This is a genomic window from Paenibacillus sp. FSL R7-0312 (genome assembly GCF_038004445.1).
Taxonomy (GTDB): domain Bacteria; phylum Bacillota; class Bacilli; order Paenibacillales; family Paenibacillaceae; genus Paenibacillus_AQ.
This window is the reverse complement of sequence record NZ_JBBORE010000001.1, coordinates 7,061,166-7,083,099: the sequence shown is the minus strand read 5'-3', so window position 1 is coordinate 7,083,099 and position 21,934 is coordinate 7,061,166. Positions and strand designations below refer to the sequence as shown.

Genomic DNA, 21,934 nt, shown 5'->3' with positions numbered 1-21,934 from the left:
CCCTTCTTTACCGGTTATTGACTAGTTCATCATAGCAGACGGAATAATGAAATCCAATAATCGGATGTGCCGAAACATCTTTAAAAAGCGCTATCATTCGGAGGATTGGAGTATGGAAAGCACCCCGCTGCAGATTTAAGATGAATACATGAAGTCGAACTGAGAGGTAGCCAGGCATGCTGCTGTAGAGGAAAAGGGAGGGAATTTGATGTATAAAGCAAGCGCTATCAAATCAGTCAGGGGCAATAGCCTGTGGAACAGGTTAAAGGAGCAAAAGTGGTTATTTGTGCTCATGCTGCCTGCCTTTATTGCGACATTGCTATTTTCGTATGGTCCTATGTTTGGAATGTACATGGCGTTTACGAATTACCAGCCGGGCGGAGGCACATTTCTGCACCAGTTCTTCGGGGCCGAATTCGTGGGCTTCAAATGGCTTGAATATTTTTTTACCACCGGTGATTTCTACCGGATCATGCGCAATACGCTGGCGACAAGCCTGCTGACCCTGCTGTTCGGGTTCCCCGCCCCCATCATTCTGGCGCTTATGCTGAATGAAGCAAGGCAGGGATTCTTCAAACGTTTTGTGCAGACGGTCTCCTACCTGCCGCATTTCATCTCCTGGGTTATCGCGGCCAACATTGTGATTACGATGCTAGCTTCGGACGGGATGTTCAATAATCTCCTGGTGCTGCTGGGAATTGTCAAAGAACCGGTCGCTTTCCTGCAAAATGGCCCCCTGTTCTGGTGGATTATCGCCTTGTCCAATATGTGGAAGGAGATGGGCTTCAGCGCCATTATGTACCTTGCTGCAATCTCTGCGGTGAATCCCGAATTATATGAAGCTGCGAGGGTCGACGGGGCCAGCCGGTTCCGGCAGATGTGGCATATTACGCTGCCTGCGCTGCGTCCAACCATTGTAATTCTGGGAATCCTGGCGGTCGGCGGCATACTGAATGCGGGCTTTGAACAGCAATACCTGCTGCAGAATAACACCGTGCTCGAATACTCGGAGGTTATCGACATTTATGCTTATAAATACGGGCTGCAGAACAGCATGTTCTCTTACGGGGCTGCCGTGGGGATGTTCAAATCTGTGGTTGCCTTCATCCTAGTTGTCATTGTGAACCGGATTTCCCGTAAAGTGAACGACCAGGCGTTGTTCTAAATACACAAATAGAGAGGAGCGCTTGTAATGATTTTAGACAGATTCGGTGATCATATCTTCAGATTCATTGTATATTCCATTCTTATCCTTGTCCTGCTGGTTACCTTTCTGCCCTTTTGGAATATTCTCGTTCTTTCCTTGAACAGCGCAGAGGATACAGTGAGGGGCGGCGTATACTTCTGGCCCAGAGTCCTCACCCTGGACAGCTATAATCAGATACTCAAAGATAGCGAGATTATGAGCGGTTTATGGGTAACGGTCAAACGGACCGTGGTTGGTGCTCCGCTGTCGGTGCTTGTCATTACGATGCTGGCGTATCCGCTGAGCCGGCGTAATCTGGTAGGCCGCAAGGGCTGGAATCTCTACTTCGTCTTTACCATGTATTTCGGCGGCGGTCTGATTCCCTATTACATGGTGCTCAAAGCGCTGAACATGATTGATACGTTCTCTGTATTTATCCTGCCAAGCCTGATGAATGTTTTCTATATGATCATTGTCCGCACGTTTATGGAACAGCTGCCCGGTGAGATCGAAGAGTCGGCGAGGGTAGACGGGGCGAATGACCTGACGATTTTCTTCCGGATCGTACTGCCTCTGACCACGCCTGTACTGGCGACAGTGGGTCTGTTTCAGGCCATCGGGCACTGGAATTCCTGGTTCGATTCGTATGCGTTCACCTACAGCTCTGATCTGAAGACCCTGCAGGCCGTACTCGTCAAAATATTAAGCCAGTTCCAGACCGGAGGCATGGTATCGCAGACGCAGATGCTGGCCAACTCCGCCAAGCGGAATGCGGTTTCGAGTGATACAATCCGGATGGCGGCGACGATGGTGGCAACCCTGCCGATTATTCTCGTGTATCCCTTCCTGCAGAAGTACTTCGTCAAAGGTATGACACTGGGGGCTGTGAAAAGTTAATATAGTTAAACAGATTCTGAAGGGAGGTGGGCGGAAGCTTGTGCCTTGCTGCTTAATGCACTAATGAATTCTTATTTAATAGGAGGAATCAGGGTGTCAATGATAAACAAAAACAGATGGATGAATGCGGGGATCTCTGCGGCACTTATTGCCGGACTGCTGGCTGGCTGCGCTTCTGGTGGCGGGAAAGAAAATGCTGGTGCAAATACAAATACAAATACAGCAGCAGGCGAAGAGACGAAGCAGGAATCGATTACGTTAACCTGGTTTGACGGAAATACCAAGGGAGAACCGTTCACGGATGCAGTAGCCCAGGAAATTACGAAACGGACCGGCATACAGGTCTCTATTCAGCAGCCGACCGGAAATCCGACGGAGAAGCTTAGCCTGATGCTTGCCAGCGGCGACTATCCGGATGTGGTGCTCATGAGCCGTGGAGATGCCTCTCTGGATAAATACATTACAAGCGGCGCATTCATTCCGCTCGATGATTTAATAGAGAAATTCGGCCCGGATCTGAAGGCCATGTATGGTGACACCTTACAGAAAACCCGTTATAAAGACGGTAAGAATTATTATTTCGCGAACTGGTACGGACTGGACAGCGATCCGGTGTTCGGGATGAATATCAGACAGAACCTGCTTGAGGAGCTGGCTCCGGACAAGGCAGACGGCTCCACCCCGTTCACTACGGATGAATTCGAAGCCCTGCTCAAGAGCTTCAAAGCGAAGTACCCGACCATTGACGGTAAGGAATCGATTCCAATGGCCATGAACGGTGAGAATATGGGTGCCATTCTGGGAACGTTCAAGGGAATGTGGGGTCTCAAAACCTACTATGATAACAACGGAACGCTGCAATATGATGTGAAGGATCCGAAGTACCGTGAGATGATGATGTACATTAACCGTCTGTACCGGGAAGGTTTGATTGAGAAGGAATTCGCCATCAGCAAAACCCAGACCTGGATTCAGAAGCTTGCCACAGGGGCCGTATTCGCCACACCGGCTGCCTATTGGGATCCGGGTAACGGAAACGCGGCACTCAAGAAAGACGGCGGTGTGAAGAACCAGCTGTTTGCATACAAGGTGGTTGCGCCAGGGATTGATCCGGCACAGACAACCTTTGGACCGCGGAGCTCGCTGGGCTGGGATGCTATCGGAATTACCAAGAACAACAAGCATCCGGAAGAAACCATGAAGCTGTTCAATTTCCTGGCCAGTGACGAAGGACAGCATCTGCTGTTATGGGGGCTGGAAGGTCAGCAGTACACCATGGTGGACGGCAAAAGACAGCCTGATCCGGCGTTCCTGCAGAGCTTCAAGGATAACTGGGACGATACGGTGAAAAAGAGCGGTGTCCGCAAATGGCTGTGGTTCATTAAGAACGGCCTGGATCCAAATGGCCAGCCTTACGATTTGGCGGTTAAATATCAGCGCAGTGAAGGCGATGAGCTGGCGATCAAGAGCCTGGGGGATTCCGTATGGGATACAGCGGAATTTGACAATCTCAATCCTGACGGCGGAACGCCCGAAGCGCTGACTGCCCAGAAGGTTAAGGATATTATGGATCAGAGCATCACAAGAACGATTATTGCCAATTCCGAGGAAGCTGCCAACGCCACCTTCGACAAGATGCTTGCCGATATGAAGAAGGCCGGGGATGAGGAAGTGGAAAAGATCATTAACCAGAAGTACAAAGAACGTATGGAACTGTGGGCTTCCAATTAAAGCATAATGAATCTCAGGGCTTCCTCTCTCGCGCATGCGGAGGGGAAGCCTTCTTTGTTGTCACATTAATGCTGGGAGATTCAGAGAAGCCGCCGGCTCTCCTGGCCGTTCCTGCGGAAATCAAGCGGAGCCTGGCGGTAGAACTTCTTGAATTGATGGTAGAAGTGGCTGACGTTCTCAAAGCCGGCTTCGAGGGCAATCTCGACGACCCGAAGCTCGGTAGTGAGCAGCAGATTGCGGGCTGTATTCAACCTTAGCTGATTGATATATCCGGTAGGCGTCTGGTTTAAATACTGCCGGAACGCCCGGTTCACATGGCCGGGGCTTCTTCCGGACAGCTTGTACAGAGCCGGGAGACCCTGGTTCAGATTCTCCTTCAGCTGGATTTTGGAGACGGCGTGCTCCAGCCACAGGGGAAATTCAGGCTGCCCGGCGGTCTCCGGTGAGAAGAAATAGCGGGTCAGTGTATCGATGAGCAGGCCCTTCAGATGAATTCTTGCCTTCACTCTGTCGATCGTGCAGAGCATAAGGTAACGTTCGATATGACGAAAGAATTCGTCCATTTCCTGCCGGGACAGCATGGCGATCCGGGGAAGCGCCGGGCCCAGTACTCCGCGCGTAAACTCTTCTTCATTCAGATAAGCGAGCGCTTCCCCAATCAGGCCCGGGCGGCAGGGAATGTTCAAGAAACGGCAATCCCCGTCACCCTCCGCTTCATATCTGTGCGTGTCATCGGGCCTGACGAATACAAGACAGCCGGCCTTGAGCACCTGAACCTCACCATTGACGATATGCCTGCACGCACCTTCGGCCGGAAGTCCAACTATCACCGCAGCGGCGATAGTTCCTTTGCTCTAAAAAATTTAAGTTCAATTAATATAGGGAGGGTTAAGAAATGCAGCTTGTTGATCTTAAAGGCAAATGGAAAATGAGGCGGCTTGAGGGTCCGCATTGGCTGGAAGCCAGTGTGCCGGGATCTGTCTATCATGATTTACTGAATGCAGGAGCAATGCCAGACCCGTTCTACCGCGAGCAGGAGTACGGGGTTCTGAAATTATCCAATTACGATTATGAATTCCGGCGTACGTTTCAGATCGATACCGGTATACTGGCACATGACCGTGTGGTGCTGCGGTGCGAAGGGCTGGATACCCTATGTGAGCTGTACCTGAACGGGATGCTGATTCTGAACAGCGACAATATGCACCGGACATATGAAACGGATATCAAGGCTGCACTGATTCCCGGTGACAATACCATCCATGCGGTGTTCCGCTCCCCCATGGAATACTCCCTTAGGAAACAGGCGGAGCTGAAGCTGGTCAATTGTGCCGATGCGGTCGAGGGGATCTCCCACCTGCGCAAGGCACATTCCATGTTCGGCTGGAACTGGGGTCCGAAGCTGCCTGATATGGGCATCTGGAGAAGCATTTCCATCCAGGGCTATAACAGTGCCCGCCTCGAGGATGTGTATATTACGCAAACTCACGGGGAGGGCCGGGTCTCGCTGGATGTCCGGGTAAGAACAGAGGGCTGGGTTGCCGCCGAACGTGAGATTGTGGTCAGCGTCCACGCGCCATCGGGGGAAGTCCTGGAGCAGCGTGTGTCCGAGAAGGCTGGCACAGATCTTCATATCGGGCTGGGTATTGATCAGCCTGAGCTGTGGTGGCCGAATAATCTGGGCGGACAACCGCTGTACCGGGTAGAGGTTGTTCTGAACCAGCAAGGGAAAGTACTCGATCAGCAGACGCTGCGGATCAAGCTCCGAACGATTACGGTGAAGCAGGAAGAGGACGAGTGGGGAGAATCGTTTGCTTTTGAGGTGAACGGGGTGATTATATTCTCCACGGGTGCGGACTATATCCTGGAAGACAACCTTCTGGCACGCACGAACTGTGAACGGACAGACCGTCTGCTGCAAAGCTGCGTTGTCGCTAATTTCAACACCATCCGTGTCTGGGGAGGCGGATATTACCCGGATGATTATTTCTATGATCTCTGCTACGAATATGGCCTCATCGTCTGGCAGGATCATCTGTATGCCTGCTTTATTTATGCGCTGACCGAGGGATTCGAGGAGAACATCACCCATGAGACCATCGACAATATGAAGCGTCTTCGCCATCATGCCTCGCTGGGTCTGTGGTGCGGCAACAACGAGCAGGAATTGGCTTGGGACGAATGGAACTGGGAAAATGTTACCTCCCTACAGCTTAAGGCGGATTATATCAAGCAATATGAGGTGCTGCTACCAGCGATTGCCCGGGAGATCGATCCGAATACATTCTACTGGCGGGCTTCGCCGTCCTCCAAGGGCGGATTTGACAAGCCGAATGACGAGAATTACGGCGACATGCACTACTGGGGAGTGTGGCACGGAAAGGAACCCTTTACGGACTACCGGAAGCTCTATCCGCGCTATATGTCGGAGTTCGGACTTCAGTCTTTTCCAGGCCTGTAGACGATCGAGAGCTTCACCTTGCCGGAGGACCGCAATATCTTCTCCTTTGTGATGGATTCCCATCAGAAGAACAACACGGGGAATGAGGAGAAAGACAGGTTCGTCATCACGGTGAAATCCAAGGCTTATGCCCGGTTTGTAGCGCTGGATTTCAAGCAAACGGACGCCATCTTCAGCGACAACTATTTCGACATGCCGGGCGGCGCTGCAAGAACCGTTACAGTTGCCAAGAAAGCTCTCAGCAGCTCCAGGACAGCAGAAGAGCTATACGGTCAGCTTAGTCTCCGTTCTGTCTTTGATATCTAGGCAGATCCCGCTTCACCATATGGATCGTTTCCCCGGCGGTAGTCTGCATCATACCGGTAGGACCTGTGTGCGTCTGCACTTCCCCGGAGGAGCGGGTGCATTCGGCCCCTTGCTCCCAAGGAATATAGAAGGATAACGGAGCTCCTGCTTCACTGAACACCTCGATTTGCTGCACTTCACCTGCCCGGATGGACGCGCTGACCAGGAACCCGCCTACCGCTCGCAGGCTACGGAATTCTGCGCTTTGCTGCTCCGGCCAATTAGGGAAGAAGCGCAGCACGCCGTTATAGCTCTGGAGTAGGCACTCGTTGATAACGGCGGGCAGTGCGAAATTCTCGAACCAGATGCCCATACGCGACATGTAGCTGAAGTCGTCAGTGTCGGAGTACCGTCCGCCGCTCATCAGCACTTTGTCTGTGCAGGTGCCGTTCGGCAGCAGGCAGTAGGAGATCTGCCGCTTGAAGCGCTCCAGATCAAGGATACCAAGCCGCGCTCCGGCCAGGGACTGGAACACCAGCTCATTCCCGCCCTCATTCAGATGATTCCGGTAAGTATTCACCGCAATCTGATACTCTACAGGCGGAGAATGCAGGCCGTGCTCTTCGCCGGGGAATACCGTGGTCAGCGGAACCGGGACGTTGTAGACAGTCTCCGGGTCCTCGCTTGCCACCGACACCAATACACGGCCTTCAGCGGATTGGGCTGCCGGATATACCGGGAAGTGATTCAGGATATCCTGTACTTCGGTTAGCAGAGCTGCTTCTGCTTCATCCTCACCCAGAACTGTACAAGCGCTGATGAACGCCCGGAAGATAAATTTGGTCAGCGTCAGGTCGATCAGACAATCGCTGTTGCGGGCAAATCCCGGAGTGATCTCATACAGCTCGGGCACCACCGTCGGAAAAATATGATAACAGCCGTCCTCCCGGAGACGGTTATTTACTTCGGGACGTTTCATATAAGCAGTCATGAACAAGACGGCTTCCCTGATGGGCGTGAAGGCGCGATTGCGTAGGAATTCCTTATCCATGGAATATAGATAATGCCACCATAAGCTCTGTACAGTCCACGGGGTCTCACATATTTCCCAGCCCCAATGCGGAACAGGGTAAGGCATCATGCTCATTTCAACAGGATAGGCTGAATGCGGGAAATAGGCACCGGGCAGACCGTAATAGTCACGCGCCCACTTGCGGCTGACCGGCAGTACATGATCTACCATGTCTACATAAGGCAGATGCTTCTCCAGATGGTTGCTGGAGAATGTCACCCAGAACGGCTGCTGTGTATTGTAGTTCATATGGTAGTCTCCGTGCCATTCCGAGCCGATGGAACCGTAGCTCCAGTTGGCGAACAGGCCAGGGCAGGTGATCCCCGCCTTGACGGAGCAATTCAGGAAGTAGAGATTACGATACCAGATCCGCTCCAGGAATTCATCCTCCAAGGCGATGAACGAATGTCCCCAGTAATTTCGCCATGCTTCCCGGGTCCCTAGCAGTGCAGTGTTGTACTGGGTGCGTGTAGGTGAACCCATAACAGCTGCTACACCAACTCCAGTTACTGGTTCTGCTCCGGCCCGGGCTCCAGACTCAGGCTGAGCTCCAAATACAGGTACAACGTCAGTCATAAGGTGAACGCCAGCTTCAGATCCGAGTCCGGTTTCAGGCCCAGTTTCGGTTACTGTTCGTGGTCCTGCTCCAGGTGTAGTTCCAGCTTCAACTGCAGGTCCGGCATCCTCCGCCTCTGCGGCTGTAGATTCAACGCCCGCTCCTTCAGCCCCTATCTGTGCTGCAAAGCCCTCCTGCAATTCTGCGCAGGCCAGGAATCCGCCGGAGTTCGCTGAGATGTCCAGGCGGGCAGTGTCACTGCCGCTGATTATTTCTGCTCCCGGTAGCCGGAGCGCCAGCCGGAAGGCCTTATCCCGCTCATGCGGAATATAGGGCGAAGCGGGAAACTCCATATGCGGCAGAATTTGTGTAAAAGACAGCCGGCCAGCCGCAGCATCATCCCAGTGTGCCGGAGGGAATTCCTGCGGCGTTTTGGGATCGGGGATCAGTCTGGCTTCGTGGAACAGAGGGAGCTGCGCCCCGGTTGCCGTATCTATGACAGACATCCACAGCCTATCCTGTTCCATCTCCACGAACAGCTCGAATACCGCCGGTTCACCGCCGACTAGAAAATCAACCGTGCAGCGTCCCTCGCCTATATGCACCGTGTGACCCAGCACCTCAGCCCGGCGCCGGTCAAACCGGAGCAGCAGCGAGCCGCAGGGCATCGGGCGCGGATAAGGTTTGCTGTAATTGTCTCCGGCCATTTCGCAGTATTCCCGGTACCACGGGTTGTCCGTAAGCTGTGGAAGGTCAGCGGGAAGCGCAGTGAAGCGGTCGTACACTTCCTGGAAAGTCATGATCTCTTCTGCGTGATGCTCGGCAATGCGGATATCCCAGACATTATTGTGTCCGAAGTGCAGTATAACCGCATCCGGCCGGGTGGTCACCACCACACCCAGCCCGCCGTTACCAAGCAGTGCCCCCTCGAAGAAATCTGCCGCCGGCCCGCGGAAGTTAATATTATGACGGCTGGCTTGCTCCTGGGCATGAATCTGACCGCCCGCCGCTGTATAACCTGCTGCTGGTCCAGGTTTCTCCTCTGCCGCCCCAGCCTCCGTCTTAGCCTCTACCGCAGTGACCGCCATAGAATCTGCCGCCTCCGCAGTCACCGCCCCAGCACTCACTGCCGCAGCAGCCACCGCCCCGGCCATCCCAAGCTCCACCACCTCTGTATTCGCCGCTTCCGCACCCTCTGGCACCGGTGGTACCTTAGTTTTTTTCATAATAGTTATGCCTCCTCCAAGCAGTGCTCACCTATACTTCCAATACGCCAAACTATCTATATGGTTTTCCTGCATAAATCGTAGGCGATTCCCTCCGGAAAGTATTTAGCGGAGGGTCCGGTTTTTGCACGATCGGCGGATGAATTGGTGCCGGGCTGTTGGGCCAGGCCTGAACAGGGGAAAGGTACGCTGCTGCCGCAAATGTACCTTTACGATGAGCAGACAACGGCTTATATTCAGGTCAGAAAGCGCTATCAATTAGCGGTGTCTATTTGTTCTAGGGGGATAAACAGCGATGGCTAAAATGAAGGCAAAACAAACAAAGAAAAGCTTCGGGTTCGCAGTCTCGGTTATTGTAATCAGTGTGCTGGTGCTCATTGTATCCGTGGCCTTCCTGACACGGTCCAAAGCGGCCGGCGGACTGGAGGGACTGCCCAATTATACGGAAATCCGCGGGGACTTCGATGCAAACGGTCTGAAATATGAGAAGCAGCCGCATTTGGGCAGCAGCACAGCCAAAGCCAAGGTGATCGAATTTGCCGATTTCAAATGCCCTGCCTGCAAGAAGTGGAAGGAGACCTATTTTGAGCGGTTCAAACAGGAATTCATCGATACCGGTAAAGCCGAGCTGTTCTTCACAAATTTTGCTTTCATTGACCGCGATTCAATCATGGCAGCGAGTGCCGGAGAAGCGGTATTTGCTCAGGACAACAATAAATTCTGGGATTTTATGAGCAAGCTGTACGATCAGCAGGGGGATGAGACGAAGATTTGGGCTACACCCCAGTTTATGCTTGATTTTGTGAAGGACAATATCAGCGGCATCGATTATGACCGCTTCGCTAAGGATCTGCAGGCCCATACATATATGCTACCGGTCAAAGAGGATTTCAAAACAGCGGGGAATTACGGAGTGAACGGTACTCCGAAGTTTATGGTGAACGGCAAGCTGCTGCAGACGGCATCCTATGAGAAGCTCGCTGCTGCCATTGAAGCCGCGCAGGCTTCCGGCGGTACAGAGTAACCGCTGCGGAAGGGGGGAGACGGTATGAACTTTTCCGCTATACATCCGTATGTCTATCTGGCTACCCGCTATCCTTTTGCCAAAGGACAATCCAGCTCCCCGAGAATCTGCTATATGAGCTCGGTCTACCTGATCAGCGAGGGACACGGCATCCTCTTGACCGGCGGGCAGACGCTCCGGGTAAGTCCGGGAATGCTGATCCATCTTCCGCCCGGTCAGCTTCATGAATGGCAGGCAGACTCTGCCGATCCGATGGTTCATCAGTGCTGCTACTTCGATTGGCATCATGTGGACCGGGAAGGCCGCTTTGACTGGGCCTGTCCGATCTGTTATAAGCCGGAGCAGCTGCAGAAGGAGATGCTGGGTCCTCTTTTCCCGTATCCGCTTCCGCAGTTCATGGACGTGGGGCTACTGCGCGGGTGGACTGAGCGGTTTCAGAAGTTCTATAAGGCAGGGGAGTTCGACAATGAGCAGACCTTCATCCGCAATCTGACGATTCAGCGTCATTTCCAGGAATTTATTGATGATCTGCTGCATCTGCTGCTGAGCGGCCAGCCGATTCCGGACCGGAGGATCAGCGGACTGCTGGAGCAGATGGAGCAGGATTTGCTGCATGATGTACCGAAGCCGCTCGAAGCTTACTACAGCAGTCTTCACCTGAGCAGAGGGCATTTTTTCGAGCTGTTCCGCAAATCTACCGGGGTCTCGCCAGTGGAGTATATGAACCGCTTCCGGATTAACCGGGCCAAGGAAGACCTGCTGCATAGCCCGCTGAGCATCACCGAGATTGCCGCAAAAAACCACTTCAGCTCACTCCATTACTTCTCCCGTCTCTTCCACCGGATGACTGGCCAGACCCCGCGGGAATTCCGAGTGCTTTGAAATGGTACCGCCCTTTAAAAAGACTGCAAAGCCGTATCACTTGTCCTGTGGGGATAAGCGCCGCTTAGGCCCGTATAAGTAACGTCTATTAACAAGTGCACTGGAATGACTTCAGATATTAAGGCGGGCGCCATGGACGAAACAATGTTCGTGGCGCCTGCTGTTTCTGGTTCCGGCAGAATTCTATTGCATATTGTACAGCCGAATAAGGGGGAATGGCTCTATTTTTGCCTTCTATTGCATTCTGTACATTAGATTTTCGGATTTCAGCCCATATCGGACGTTTTCCTAAATTCTGCTGTACCTAATGCAATAGAATGTGATTTGGGGAGTCTTTTACTCTGCTTCTGTTGTACATTCTGCAATCAGCCGGTCCTTGGTCTTTCAAGATCATTCATTGTTAGGCGGGGCAGCCGTCTCTTGCGGAGGGTAAAAGTCACAGTTGAATCCATTAGCAGCATTTATGATGGGAGCAAGGGCTCAACCTTCACGGCATTATCAGCAAACTCAGAGGTTTTAAGCCAAGCTAAATAAAATAATAGCGGAGATGAAACGGGACTATGCTGACGATAGCCGAAGCTGGCACAGAGAATCTGGAAGAGATGTGTCTGCTGCTGCAGGAGCTGTTTGGAATGGAGCAAGACTTCGCCGGTGCGGCTAACCGGGATAAGCAGAGGGCAGGGCTGCGGCTGATTCTGGAGCATCCGGAACGCGGTCAATTGCTGCTGCTCAAGCGGGGAGATAAGGTGGCTGGTATGGTGAATCTGGTGTTTGCGTTCAGCACGTTTGAAGGCGGGCCGGTAATCATACTGGAGGATTTCATTGTGGCGGCAGATGAGCGCGGGCAGGGCAGCGGCCGGTTTTTCATGGACGGCATTGTTGCTTACGCCAAGGAGCATGGTTTTCTGCGGATCACCCTGCTGGCCGATGCGGAGAACGCGCGGGCGCTGCATTTTTATGAAGCTGCGGGTTATGAGTACTCTAATATGAGATGTCTGCGGCTGGCGGTGAAGTGATGGAGAACAGAAATTTAGGGTTGGGAAAGTTTCTTATCAGTCTTCCGGTTGTTCTGGGAGCTGTCGTGCTACCTGCAGGGGTTCTCACATTGTTTTATCTAATTTTCACTGATTTTTATCAAAAGGGATTGATTTCTGACAGGCCTGCGCAGGGACGGACTTATTTTTGCAAAGAAGTTCTGGACGGCGAGGAATGAAGGGCTGGATGGAGAATCCATTTAAAGATCCGCCTGTGCCGTCTTTTTTGAATGAGCGCAGCTGGTGTCAAGACAATGAGCGTGAGAGGAAGTAGATGTAATGAAGCAGATGTTAAAAAGCGTATTTCGCGGTCCCGGATCAGCGGGTTGGTCTGCGGGGGATTATGTAACGCGCACTATTCAACTGATTGTCAGCAAAGTCACAGAATAAATCCTGCAAGGCAGCTACACCATTATTCTTGCCGGGACACCCTTTATTAAGAAACCTTGACGAAATAGAAAAAGAACGATACATATTCGAGAGTTATAAAGCACTTTTATCACATTTGAAGGGGAAGAACCCGCAGGAGATCAAAGAGCTAAATAACAATTGCACTCTTGTGTAGGAGAGCCGGAATGACTAAAATCATTTAAACCTAAGGCTATTAACAATTTGCTTTTCATTCCTGGATGGAAATTCTCAAAAGGTTGTTACAGACAATGAAGATTATGCGGACTCTTGCTTTAGGGTATTACTTTCGTGATGTAGGTAGCCAATAAGAAATAAGCAACCTATAATAATAGGACTGGGATTTTTTACATAATGTAATAGCCAAATGCTGCTAAAGGGTGATTCTACTTGAAATCAAAATATATTAAAATCAAATGGTTTGGGGCACATCTACTGTTCCCCATGGGTTTTGCCGCGTTCACCTACCTTGTATTACTGGTCCTTAGAATCTCTGCAGCCCATTTATTCGCAAGAGAATATACAGGCTATATTAAAGAATTTATTGTATTAACTTTTGTTATTGTAGGAGTACTTAGCCTATTCAGATATAGTCAAACGCTGTGTAATTCTCAGAGAGATAAGAAAAATTTGCTACAAAACCGAGCTTTTCTGCTCTTGAATAGTATTGCTATCGCTGTAGTTGTGGATCACACCTTTAATGATAAGCATTCAAATTTTACTGGCCCTCTGTTCTCAGATTTATATGATATAACAAATTTGCTGTGTATGTTGTCATTGGTTCTAGCATTTATCGAATTGGTAAATTATGCATTATTTAAAATATGGACTTACTATTTGAAATTAATAGAAGCTAAATCAAAGAAAGGTGAAGTGAAGGGAGAAAATCAGAAGAATTGCAATGATGTAGGCTCTGATCAGAAGGAACAAAAATTTAGCACTGAATCATCCTTGGGGATAAATGGAAAAGATGTACTGAACCGTGAGCCTTTTGCCGAGCATGTTGCTAGTGCAATTATAAAACACACAGATCAAAAAACTGCTGGTTCATTGACAATTGGTTTGTATGGTCCGTGGGGATCAGGCAAAACTTCAATTTTTGACATGATGGAACGGAAATTTGCCGAAAAGGATGTAAATCCGGTTATCATTCGATTTCAGCCCTGGTTTTTTGGTAAGGATTATATGAACTTAATTCCCGAATTTTTAAATAAGCTCATAGATGCTATAAGAGAGCATTCCCTTACATACGATCCTGGGTTGATCCGAATTTTGAAAACATATCGAAAATATCTTACGCCAATAAGTCTTCGCCCGCCAGGATTAATCATTAACTTTAAGGATTTCTTTGGTCATTCTGAGTTCAGTAAGGAGTACACTGAGGCAGAAGAACTGAGAGAGCAAATTATTGAGAGGCTGAAACTTGCGGATATCAAGCTTATCGTATTTATTGATGATTTGGACCGTCTAGACAATAAAGAAATTCAAATGATATTCAAACTTGTCCGTATGATTGCCGATTTTCCTAAAATAACATATGTGATTGCAATGGATGAAGAAATTGTAACGAATTCGCTAGCTCAAATGTATTCAAAGGAATTCAGTGCCGATGTTGGAAAGAACTATTTAGAAAAATTTATTCAAATTCCATTATACATACCTTCTCCAGATCCTATTCTTCTGGCAAATCTAGGTTGGGAATTGTTGGAGCCTGTACTGGATAAGGAATGGGGTACTGCTAATCAACAGCAAATAAAGAACATTTTAATTGAAATGGAGACTTCCCCGCGAAATTTGCAGCGGCTAAGTAATATTTGCAAGGTTTATATGCCCCTCATGGGAAACGATGTTCATAAACTAGATCTGTTTAGTTTACTGACGATTAAAGTGTCGACACCTGGTCTTTTTGACTTTATTTTGAAACATGCGGATTTTTTCTTGGGGAAAGTAAAAACAAAAGAGGTTAGAGATGCTATTTTTAATGACTTGAGTAAGTATTCAAGACATCTTTCTTTTTTAAAGAAAATTTTCCCTTTAGTGGGCGTTGCTGGGGAGGTGAACTCAGACTGGATATTACAAAAAAGGTTGGGTTCACCTGAGCACTTTTGGACGTATTTCATGTACTCCGTACCGTCTGGAAAACTATCCGAGTCCGATTACGAATCTTTAAATGATACTCTAGACCGGAATCTTCCTTATTTGGATATTGCCAAAGTGTATAACAATTTGTCCAGCAAAAGTAATAGCTATGCACTTAATAAAAGCCTTAAAGAAAGGATGGCTGTATTTCCTGTAGAAAGGAAATTACGGCTACTTTCATTTATAATTATTCACTTTCATGAGGAATATAAAGAGCCTTTTCAGAATCAACTGCACCGTTCTCTTATCATAGAATTGCTAGTTGATCTTTCTAGCAGTCCCGAAGTGGATGCCGTCTACAAATTACTGATGAAAGATATTAAAAACTGGAGCTTAGTGGGGGAAGTTTATACTCACAAATTCGGTAAAACTCTTTTGAATGGACAGTTAAAAGATTTCTTTGAAGAGGATATCAAATACGATTTTTTGATTGAGCATTCAAAAGAAGATATTGAGAAAATGTTCACCGTATGGTTTGAAGCAGTGTCGATAAAACAGAAGAAAAGAGTATTAACCTCATGGGCGAAGGAACATGGGGTCAGTTCGACAGTCCGTTTTCTAATTAAAGATTCGCATCTTCAAGAAGATTATGTTCTGCTATTTATGTACGTTAATATTCTTAAAAGCATACCTTTGAAGCTCATCAAAGATGAGTTGAAGGAAGTTAAAAAGATTGACAGTTTAAAAGCTGCCATTGTCGAACTTAAAAATACTGATCAACCGCAACTAGTTATATTAAGTTATATGGACAATTGTATCTATGATTATGTGCTGAAAGAGCTCAATGAACATGATTATAAAGCTAAACTAAAAGATGATTTTAATAATGCTGTTATGTCTCTGTGTATGCTAGGTAATTCTGTGAGAATATCTGAAATTCGTAATAAACTCATGGAAATAAGGAAGTACAATAGAGAGAGTCCGAGGGACTAATCCCTCGGACTCTTCGTCAAACCCTGCATACGGGTTTCTAATTAAGCTCCTGTTTCTAGTATCAGGCATTAGCTTGCAGCTTGTGTTATAACTTATTTTCTAAGTACTTAGTCTTATCTAGTCCTATCAGGCAAACAGCGGATTGCCCTGCATGCCCACCCAGAGCGGCGACTGTTCCAGACAAGCGGCCAGTTGAAGCAGCAGATCCTCGCGTCCCTTGGAGGCCATGACCTGAACCCCGATCGGCAGGCCTTCCGCCGTGAGATGCACTGGTACGCTCATCGCCGGCTGACCGGTCAGATTCGCCAGCTGGGTGAAAGGCGTATAGGTTAGGCTGGGCTCGAACATCTCGTAGATCATCCGGCGCTGAGCGTCTTTGGACAGACTGCTGACTTCCAGCAGCTGCTGAATCTCCTCAGACGTCTGGGTCAGCTCTCCGATCTTCGGTGCAGAATCCGCATTCGCAGGTGTGATGTACAGGTCGAACCGGTCCATCAGCGCCGCCATCTGCGCGGCAGCCACATCCCATTCATGCAGGCTGTGAACGAATTCTGCAGCTGAGACCTGTTTACCGGCTTCGGCCAGCACCCAGGTAACAATATCCACTTCGCTTGCCGCAATCGTGCGGCCCATACCGCTCTCGAGCGACAGGAACATCGCCGATACCTCACCGGCATTCATCGTATAGTAGTTATCCATCAGTCTGACCCCGTTAACCGGACTCAGCTTCTCCTCGACCGCATAGCCTTCCGATTCCAGCCACTTTACAGTGTTCATCACAGCATGTACAGCTTCTTCTGATACCGGTGTGCCCACCGGTGAAGCTGTAGTGTACGCAATCCGCAGCTTCTGCTGCGCAGGCTTCAGCAGATCATCCAGATAGACCCCCGGATACAGCGGGGTCTGAAAAGCAGCTTCCGGCTGCACCACCTGCAGCAGATCAAGCATCGCGGCACTGTCGCGCACAGTCCGCGTCAGGGCGAAGTCGATCGACGCGCCCTGCCACTGGCGGCCGACGCCAGGGCCGACCGGCGTGCGCCCGCGCGTCGGCTTCAGTCCGAACAGGCCGGTGAACGAAGCCGGTATGCGGATGGAGCCGCCGCCGTCACTGGCTCCGGCCGCCGGAACAATCCCTGCGGCTACGGCCGCCGCAGCCCCGCCGCTGGAACCGCCGGGGGAATAGGCGGGGTTCCACGGGTTGCGTGCCGGGCCGTGAAGCAGCGGCTCGGTAATATTTTTGAGGCCGAATTCCGGCGTATTCGTGTGTCCCAGCGGGATGAAGCCGCCGCGGCGGATACGGGCGACGTAATTAGAGTCCCGCTTGGGAATATTGTCCTTCATGAGCATGGCGCCCGAGGTCAGCGGTTCTCCGCCAATCGCCTGGGAGATATCCTTCAGCAGATAGGGTACGCCGGCAAACGGCCGGGAAGTGTCGCCATCAGGGACCGGCATCTCATCCGCTTCCTTCAGCGCTGCCTCCCGGCGGGTACGCACCACCGCATTCAGCAGCGGATTCATTTCATCGAGCCGGGTGAAGGCGGTTTCCACGAGCTCGCGGGGTGAGACTTCGCGTGCCTTGACAAGAGCGGCAAGCCCTAGAGCATCATAAGCGGAATAAGAAGACAACGACATGTGAATAACCTCTTTCTGGCAGGATGTGCAGGCTATATCGCTATAGATGCTTCTGCGGATAATGAGAATAGACGGGACCAGCTTCTCTAGTATACTTCGGGAGCGCCAGACTTCCCAATGGTCTGCTAGAATTCACCTGGGTCGATGCTTCTTCGCACAACCTGGATATCCTTGAGCGGCGGGAGGCCGAACAGTCTGCGGTATTCGCGGCTGAACTGCGAGGCACTCTCATAGCCTACTTCCATGGCAGCAGCCGTGGCACCCATGGAACCGCTCAGCATGAGCCGTCTGGCTTCCTGGAGGCGCAACTGCTTCTGATACTGCAACGGTCCCATTGCCGTAATGGCTTTGAACTTATGATGCAAGCCGGACACGCTCATATTATGGGCATCAGCAAGCTCCTGGACGGTGAAGGAGCTGCTGTAATTCTGATGAATCCATATGGTGCGCGGTAAGCCCGCAGCTGGAAGGAAACAATCAAGTCCGCTCATCCGTGAGATAGTTCTTCACCGGAGAGGGGGTATAGTCAGCCAATTGCTGCAGAATTCCCTCCGCAGTCGTATCGTTCAGCATGATGGAATGCTGTTTCTCCTGCATGAACTTCTCCTGGACCATGTTGCCGAACAGGGCAATCAGCGGATCGTAGTAACCGTTGACGTTCAGCAGCCCGCAGGGCTTCTGATGCAGACCGAGCTGCGCCCACGTAAAGATCTCGAAATATTCCTCCATCGTGCCCGGCCCGCCCGGCATGGCAATGAATCCATCGGCAAGCTCAGACATCTTCAGCTTCCGTTCGTGCATGGAGTCCACCATAATCAGTTCGGTCAGACGGGTATGCTCGATTTCTCTTTTCTTGAGAAAATAGGGCAGAACCCCGATCACGCGTCCCCCCGCCTGCATGACGCTATCTGCAATAGCGCCCATTAAGCCGACAGTAGCTCCGCCATAGATCAGCGTGATGCCCCGTGCAGCCAGCTCTTTGCCCAGAGCAACAGCGTACTCTTTGTAGACGGGCGAAGCGCCGTCATTCGAACCGCAAAAAACAGCGATACTCTTCATATAATGCTGACTCTCCTTTGCCTAAGTATCTGAAAATAACTTTGTGACGATGTTGCACCAGTGTATCTACATCCAAGATACCACACGATATCGTGTGGTAGAAGGATATGCTCAATGTTTAACCGCTCCTTTGCGGATGGTTTTAATGGACGGGCCCGATTTGAAGTTCTTATGGGTCAGGTACCTCGATGTCTTCTCCCTATGTTGCCGAGGCATTAGCCCTTGTGCTTAACTATTATCAAAGTGAATCCCAATTCAACCGCAAGTTAACTGAAGGTGAGTTATATTCGCAGATTGTCAGATGTACTTTGCCGCCGGGCAGTTCCAAAGCAACTGAAGGCAATGGCTTGCTCTTTCTGACCGCACCGGAGCTGCTGGCTGAGTATTGGAGAAACAATAAACCGGATTTGAACCATAGTCATAATCCGCACCCTGACAAGGAGGTTCAATCATGCCCGAAGGAATGTCTTTTGAATTCAAGCTTTTCCTTGACCCTATTCAAAGAGGCTAATCTGCTGCTCGAGCAGGATATGTCCAAAACCAAATGGGCACTTGACCGATTGAAGCAAGCACATACAACACAAACTACACACTAAAAAGGAGCGATTATTATGCCGTTGAATCCATACGGAGTGTTAAAAGGAAAGATCATCAGAGGAATACCTGCACCACCCACAGGTGACAGCACCCCGCATTATCATGCAGTAGTCGAGGCTGCCGGCAGAGAATACAAATTGGCCATCAACGTTCAATCCACTGAGGAGCCTTCAGAGCTGCTCTATCTGGTCGGAGATAAATTTAATTCTGAGCAGATTACCCACCTGCAGAGTTTAAAGGACGGGGTTACTAAAATTGGTAAATCCAACCGTGATGAATTTGCCTTGGACTACATCCGTGGCGGACTGTTTGACCCCTCCAAGATGATCGCACTTCGATACAATGAAGACGGTCCGGATAATGACTTGAATGAGAAAGTGGATGCTTATCTGCAACGTGCCATCAAGGATGAAACAGCCAAAATCTATGTATACGGCGAACCTTTCCCGGGCGGTATTCACAATATCCACATGAATCAAGGGAACGTTAAAAAATACAGAGCAGACGACGGCATCTGGCAGGATGGCGGAATTGTGATTCATTTTGAGCAGGAGGACAAATGGCTCGGCCTGTTCCTCGCCTTCCAGTCGCAATCCTGGTGCACAGATGACCAGGGCCATATGGAGCGTCCGGTAAGTGAATGCAATCACCTGACCCAAAAGTCTGCACAAGTGTCGGGATAGCCGAAAGTGGAATCGCAAAATATCAAGTATCTTCTGGATACGTACAATCAAATCCGTTTTTATGTGGATATTCTTGAATCAGCAGTACAAAGGAATGCGTGGAATTTCTGGTGACAATCCTCAGACTATAAAGGACCGCTACAAAGAATACATTGCTCAGCAGGATGAGAAACTGGAGCGAGATCTAGGGAACCGGATGAACGGAGCTTTACAAGCCGTACGGGGCAAATCCTAGCTGACTTACGCGGTATCCCAGATAAATGCACTAGAGCCTGTTCGCCCGGGTAATTAGAACCCATTAAGCAAGACTCTGCGGCTTCTTCTGCAAAGGTCTTGCTTTTTTACATTAAACCTTCAATAATGTATCACGGATTTCCGGCTATGTACCTTCTTTCTCCGCAGCAGCAGAAGAATTCCGACAGCAAAGCCCATACAGGTAAGCGAAGCCGTTGTGGCGTAGCTGCCCGTCCAGATTACCAGATTCACATTCAGCAGCGAGTGGACGCCCACTACGATGAACAGATTCCGGGTCAGGACATAGAGGAGTGCAAACAGCATCCCGAGAATAACCAGCTGGATAAAATCATACACAAACTCCATTCCGTGAAGTCCGCCGTAAATCCGGTTCGGAATATGCATGAGGGCAAAGACTGTTTGCGAGATGAGCATCGCCTTAACTATGCGGGAGGAAGGCTTACCCGTTCCTGACAACCAATGATGGATCTGCACAAAAAGGAAGCCGCGGAAGATGATCTCCTCCAGCAAGGCATTGCCGAACAATTGTCCAAGCAAAGCGCCCAGAAACAGATTCGGAATGTCGGCAAGGTCCTGATTCCATGTAAGTGCTGTACCGGCAATGAGATTGATGCAGGTACTCATTACATTGACAGCCAGCCAGAACACAAATGTCCATAGGCATCCGGCCAGCAGCTTCTCCCGTCTCAGTCCCAGATCCCGCAGCGGAATCCGGACCATTGCCCATAAATAAATAATGACAATTACCATGAGACCAAGCAGTCCCGCGCATAACGTGGCATTTATCCACCCGTGTGTCAGCCGGTTAATGTCATCGAAGGTCCCCTTTTCAAAGAAAAGGAGGTTCACCGTCATCGCGAAAATAATCTCCAGAATAATAAGGCCAACGATAAACCTGGCTGAAATACGTTTTCCTGTAAAAATCCCTGCATTTTCCCCTGTCTTAAGCTGCATATAAGTAACACTCCTTTGGATGAAGAAATATTTACCAGTAAATCCCTCTCTATTACTATATTGGCTATGCAATGGATTCACTGTCACAGAAGTCACAACAGTCACAGACGTCATTGAGGTCACACCGCTGCACTGCCATCATCCTGCCAGTCATAAACAGAGCGCTGCTATGGGCATAAGCTGATCGCGATTGGACCTCTGGGAACCTTCGTCGGAGACGGATTGTCCGGCGGTATTAACTGGCTGCAGCGGTACCGTAATGAATGTCTTCAGAACCAAGCATGCTATGGTTATCCGGGGCACTGACGACATGGAACTCCTGATCCACGTCGGGATCAACACCGTGAAGCTGCGCGGCCAATTCTTCGAAGCGCATGTGCAGGCCGGTGATCCGATTCAGGCTGGCGACAAGCTGCTCACCTTCGATCTGGCGCAAATTGCACAGAATTATGATATTACAACCGCTATGGTCGTTACCAATACGGCTGATTATAAGCAGATTCTGCCGCTTAAGCTGGGCGAAGTAACATTCGGCGAACCGGTGCTGAACGCTGAGCTATAAGGTTACAGAATCCGCTTCATCCAAACAAAAGGCTATTAGTAGGAGCGATAGCGTCCGCCTGAAAGCTTTCCGCAGGAAAGCTCGCATCGGAAGCATAAGCTATGTTTGGATTTCTACCGCTGACAGCAGAATAAATTCAGGAAATCCAAACATAACAGTGGCCGGAAGTCCCAACATCCCGCAGTTACGGCCTGCCTTTTATAACGAACAATAGGAGATGACAAAATGACGACTTTTCCACATGGCTTCCTATGGGGCGGAGCAATCGCCGCAAACCAGGCAGAGGGTGCTTTTGACGCAGACGGTAAAGGATTATCTACGGCAGATATGGTGCCATACTATAAGAAAAAAGATTACA

The 21,934-nt window shown here is 50.0% G+C and carries 17 protein-coding genes and 2 pseudogenes; 13 read left to right on the top strand and 6 right to left on the bottom strand.

Annotated features, from left to right (window positions below):
• Positions 1 to 208 precede the first annotated feature (208 nt).
• The 3 genes from MKX70_RS30675 to MKX70_RS30665 all read left to right on the top strand — a co-directional run bounded on the left by MKX70_RS30675 (position 209) and on the right by MKX70_RS30665 (position 3,814).
• Entirely contained in the window at positions 209 to 1,165 is a 957-nt protein-coding gene (locus tag MKX70_RS30675; protein ID WP_042233951.1) for an ABC transporter permease, read from the top strand.
• Between the two features lie 27 nt (positions 1,166 to 1,192).
• The gene (locus MKX70_RS30670; protein ID WP_042211426.1) at positions 1,193 to 2,083 is read left to right on the top strand and encodes a carbohydrate ABC transporter permease; all 891 of its coding nucleotides are present in this window, start codon (positions 1,193 to 1,195) and stop codon (positions 2,081 to 2,083) included.
• 99 nt (positions 2,084 to 2,182) lie between these two features.
• Positions 2,183 to 3,814: an extracellular solute-binding protein gene (locus MKX70_RS30665; protein ID WP_340841720.1), complete on the top strand. Its 1,632-nt coding sequence runs from the start codon at positions 2,183 to 2,185 to the stop codon at positions 3,812 to 3,814.
• Between the two features lie 80 nt (positions 3,815 to 3,894).
• Here MKX70_RS30665 and MKX70_RS30660 read toward each other — a convergent pair whose 3' ends face one another.
• Positions 3,895 to 4,644 carry an AraC family transcriptional regulator gene (locus tag MKX70_RS30660; protein WP_340841469.1) on the bottom strand — a complete coding sequence of 250 codons (750 nt, stop codon included), beginning with the start codon at positions 4,642 to 4,644 and terminating at the stop codon, positions 3,895 to 3,897.
• Positions 4,645 to 4,709: 65 nt separating this feature from the next.
• On the opposite strand from MKX70_RS30660, the gene MKX70_RS30655 reads away from it, so the two are divergent.
• Complete coding sequence (locus tag MKX70_RS30655) at positions 4,710 to 6,275, top strand: glycoside hydrolase family 2 protein (protein WP_340841468.1); 1,566 nt, start codon at positions 4,710 to 4,712, stop codon at positions 6,273 to 6,275.
• An 18-nt stretch (positions 6,276 to 6,293) separates the two neighbouring features.
• Positions 6,294 to 6,581 carry a glycoside hydrolase family 2 protein gene (locus tag MKX70_RS30650; protein ID WP_340789286.1) on the top strand — a complete coding sequence of 96 codons (288 nt, stop codon included), beginning with the start codon at positions 6,294 to 6,296 and terminating at the stop codon, positions 6,579 to 6,581.
• Here the strand turns inward: MKX70_RS30650 and MKX70_RS30645 are convergent.
• Positions 6,553 to 9,414, bottom strand: a complete 2,862-nt coding sequence (locus tag MKX70_RS30645) for a glycosyl hydrolase family 95 catalytic domain-containing protein (RefSeq protein WP_340841467.1) — start codon at positions 9,412 to 9,414, stop codon at positions 6,553 to 6,555. The two genes, MKX70_RS30650 and MKX70_RS30645, sit on opposite strands and share 29 nt — an antisense overlap.
• Positions 9,415 to 9,709: 295 nt before the next feature.
• Here MKX70_RS30645 and MKX70_RS30640 point away from each other — a divergent pair, with 295 nt between their 5' ends.
• From MKX70_RS30640 to MKX70_RS30625, 4 genes are all read left to right on the top strand, one after another.
• Complete coding sequence (locus MKX70_RS30640; protein ID WP_340841466.1) at positions 9,710 to 10,438, top strand: DsbA family protein; 729 nt, start codon at positions 9,710 to 9,712, stop codon at positions 10,436 to 10,438.
• 24 nt (positions 10,439 to 10,462) lie between these two features.
• Positions 10,463 to 11,320, top strand: a complete 858-nt coding sequence (locus MKX70_RS30635) for an AraC family transcriptional regulator (RefSeq protein ID WP_340841465.1) — start codon at positions 10,463 to 10,465, stop codon at positions 11,318 to 11,320.
• A 560-nt stretch (positions 11,321 to 11,880) separates the two neighbouring features.
• A complete protein-coding gene (locus MKX70_RS30630) occupies positions 11,881 to 12,336 on the top strand; it encodes a GNAT family N-acetyltransferase (protein WP_340841464.1) in 456 nt (151 codons plus the stop codon).
• 816 nt (positions 12,337 to 13,152) lie between these two features.
• Complete coding sequence (locus MKX70_RS30625; RefSeq protein WP_042233965.1) at positions 13,153 to 15,834, top strand: KAP family P-loop NTPase fold protein; 2,682 nt, start codon at positions 13,153 to 13,155, stop codon at positions 15,832 to 15,834.
• Between the two features lie 126 nt (positions 15,835 to 15,960).
• Here the strand turns inward: MKX70_RS30625 and MKX70_RS30620 are convergent, their stop codons facing one another.
• From MKX70_RS30620 to MKX70_RS30610, 3 genes and pseudogenes are all read right to left on the bottom strand, one after another.
• A complete protein-coding gene (locus tag MKX70_RS30620) occupies positions 15,961 to 17,466 on the bottom strand; it encodes an amidase (RefSeq protein WP_340841463.1) in 1,506 nt (501 codons plus the stop codon).
• Positions 17,467 to 17,591: 125 nt separating this feature from the next.
• Positions 17,592 to 17,909 (bottom strand): annotated as a pseudogene (locus tag MKX70_RS30615) (helix-turn-helix transcriptional regulator); the annotation flags it as partial.
• 34 nt (positions 17,910 to 17,943) lie between these two features.
• A complete protein-coding gene (locus MKX70_RS30610) occupies positions 17,944 to 18,525 on the bottom strand; it encodes an LOG family protein (protein ID WP_340841462.1) in 582 nt (193 codons plus the stop codon).
• A gap of 188 nt (positions 18,526 to 18,713) precedes the next feature.
• Between MKX70_RS30610 and MKX70_RS30605 the strand changes: the two genes are divergently transcribed.
• Complete coding sequence (locus MKX70_RS30605; RefSeq protein WP_340841461.1) at positions 18,714 to 19,121, top strand: hypothetical protein; 408 nt, start codon at positions 18,714 to 18,716, stop codon at positions 19,119 to 19,121.
• Positions 19,122 to 19,136: 15 nt separating this feature from the next.
• Positions 19,137 to 19,805, top strand: a complete 669-nt coding sequence (locus tag MKX70_RS30600) for a YukJ family protein (RefSeq protein ID WP_042241912.1) — start codon at positions 19,137 to 19,139, stop codon at positions 19,803 to 19,805.
• Positions 19,806 to 20,159: 354 nt separating this feature from the next.
• Here the strand turns inward: MKX70_RS30600 and MKX70_RS30595 are convergent, their stop codons facing one another.
• Complete coding sequence (locus MKX70_RS30595) at positions 20,160 to 21,014, bottom strand: CPBP family intramembrane glutamic endopeptidase (RefSeq protein ID WP_340841460.1); 855 nt, start codon at positions 21,012 to 21,014, stop codon at positions 20,160 to 20,162.
• A gap of 190 nt (positions 21,015 to 21,204) precedes the next feature.
• On the opposite strand from MKX70_RS30595, the gene MKX70_RS30590 reads away from it, so the two are divergent.
• Together MKX70_RS30590 and MKX70_RS33510 are read left to right on the top strand one after the other, a co-directional pair.
• The gene (locus MKX70_RS30590; protein WP_340789274.1) at positions 21,205 to 21,576 is read left to right on the top strand and encodes a PTS sugar transporter subunit IIA; all 372 of its coding nucleotides are present in this window, start codon (positions 21,205 to 21,207) and stop codon (positions 21,574 to 21,576) included.
• Positions 21,577 to 21,801: 225 nt separating this feature from the next.
• Positions 21,802 to 21,906, top strand: a pseudogene (locus tag MKX70_RS33510) (family 1 glycosylhydrolase); the annotation flags it as partial.
• Positions 21,907 to 21,934: the final 28 nt, after the last annotated feature.

What these genes read in the sequence shown, in the direction of transcription:
- MKX70_RS30665 (WP_340841720.1), top strand. Translation starts at nt 2,183, where the DNA reads ATGATAAACAAAAACAGATGGATGAATGCGGGGATCTCTGCGGCACTT.
- MKX70_RS30635 (WP_340841465.1), top strand. Translation starts at nt 10,463, where the DNA reads ATGAACTTTTCCGCTATACATCCGTATGTCTATCTGGCTACCCGCTAT.
- MKX70_RS30655 (WP_340841468.1), top strand. Translation starts at nt 4,710, where the DNA reads ATGCAGCTTGTTGATCTTAAAGGCAAATGGAAAATGAGGCGGCTTGAG.
- MKX70_RS30600 (WP_042241912.1), top strand. Translation starts at nt 19,137, where the DNA reads ATGCCGTTGAATCCATACGGAGTGTTAAAAGGAAAGATCATCAGAGGA.
- MKX70_RS30605 (WP_340841461.1), top strand. Translation starts at nt 18,714, where the DNA reads ATGTCTTCTCCCTATGTTGCCGAGGCATTAGCCCTTGTGCTTAACTAT.
- MKX70_RS30620 (WP_340841463.1), bottom strand. Translation starts at nt 17,466, where the DNA reads ATGTCGTTGTCTTCTTATTCCGCTTATGATGCTCTAGGGCTTGCCGCT.
- MKX70_RS30610 (WP_340841462.1), bottom strand. Translation starts at nt 18,525, where the DNA reads ATGAAGAGTATCGCTGTTTTTTGCGGTTCGAATGACGGCGCTTCGCCC.
- MKX70_RS30630 (WP_340841464.1), top strand. Translation starts at nt 11,881, where the DNA reads ATGCTGACGATAGCCGAAGCTGGCACAGAGAATCTGGAAGAGATGTGT.
- MKX70_RS30645 (WP_340841467.1), bottom strand. Translation starts at nt 9,414, where the DNA reads ATGAAAAAAACTAAGGTACCACCGGTGCCAGAGGGTGCGGAAGCGGCG.
- MKX70_RS30640 (WP_340841466.1), top strand. Translation starts at nt 9,710, where the DNA reads ATGGCTAAAATGAAGGCAAAACAAACAAAGAAAAGCTTCGGGTTCGCA.
- MKX70_RS30675 (WP_042233951.1), top strand. Translation starts at nt 209, where the DNA reads ATGTATAAAGCAAGCGCTATCAAATCAGTCAGGGGCAATAGCCTGTGG.
- MKX70_RS30670 (WP_042211426.1), top strand. Translation starts at nt 1,193, where the DNA reads ATGATTTTAGACAGATTCGGTGATCATATCTTCAGATTCATTGTATAT.
- MKX70_RS30595 (WP_340841460.1), bottom strand. Translation starts at nt 21,014, where the DNA reads ATGCAGCTTAAGACAGGGGAAAATGCAGGGATTTTTACAGGAAAACGT.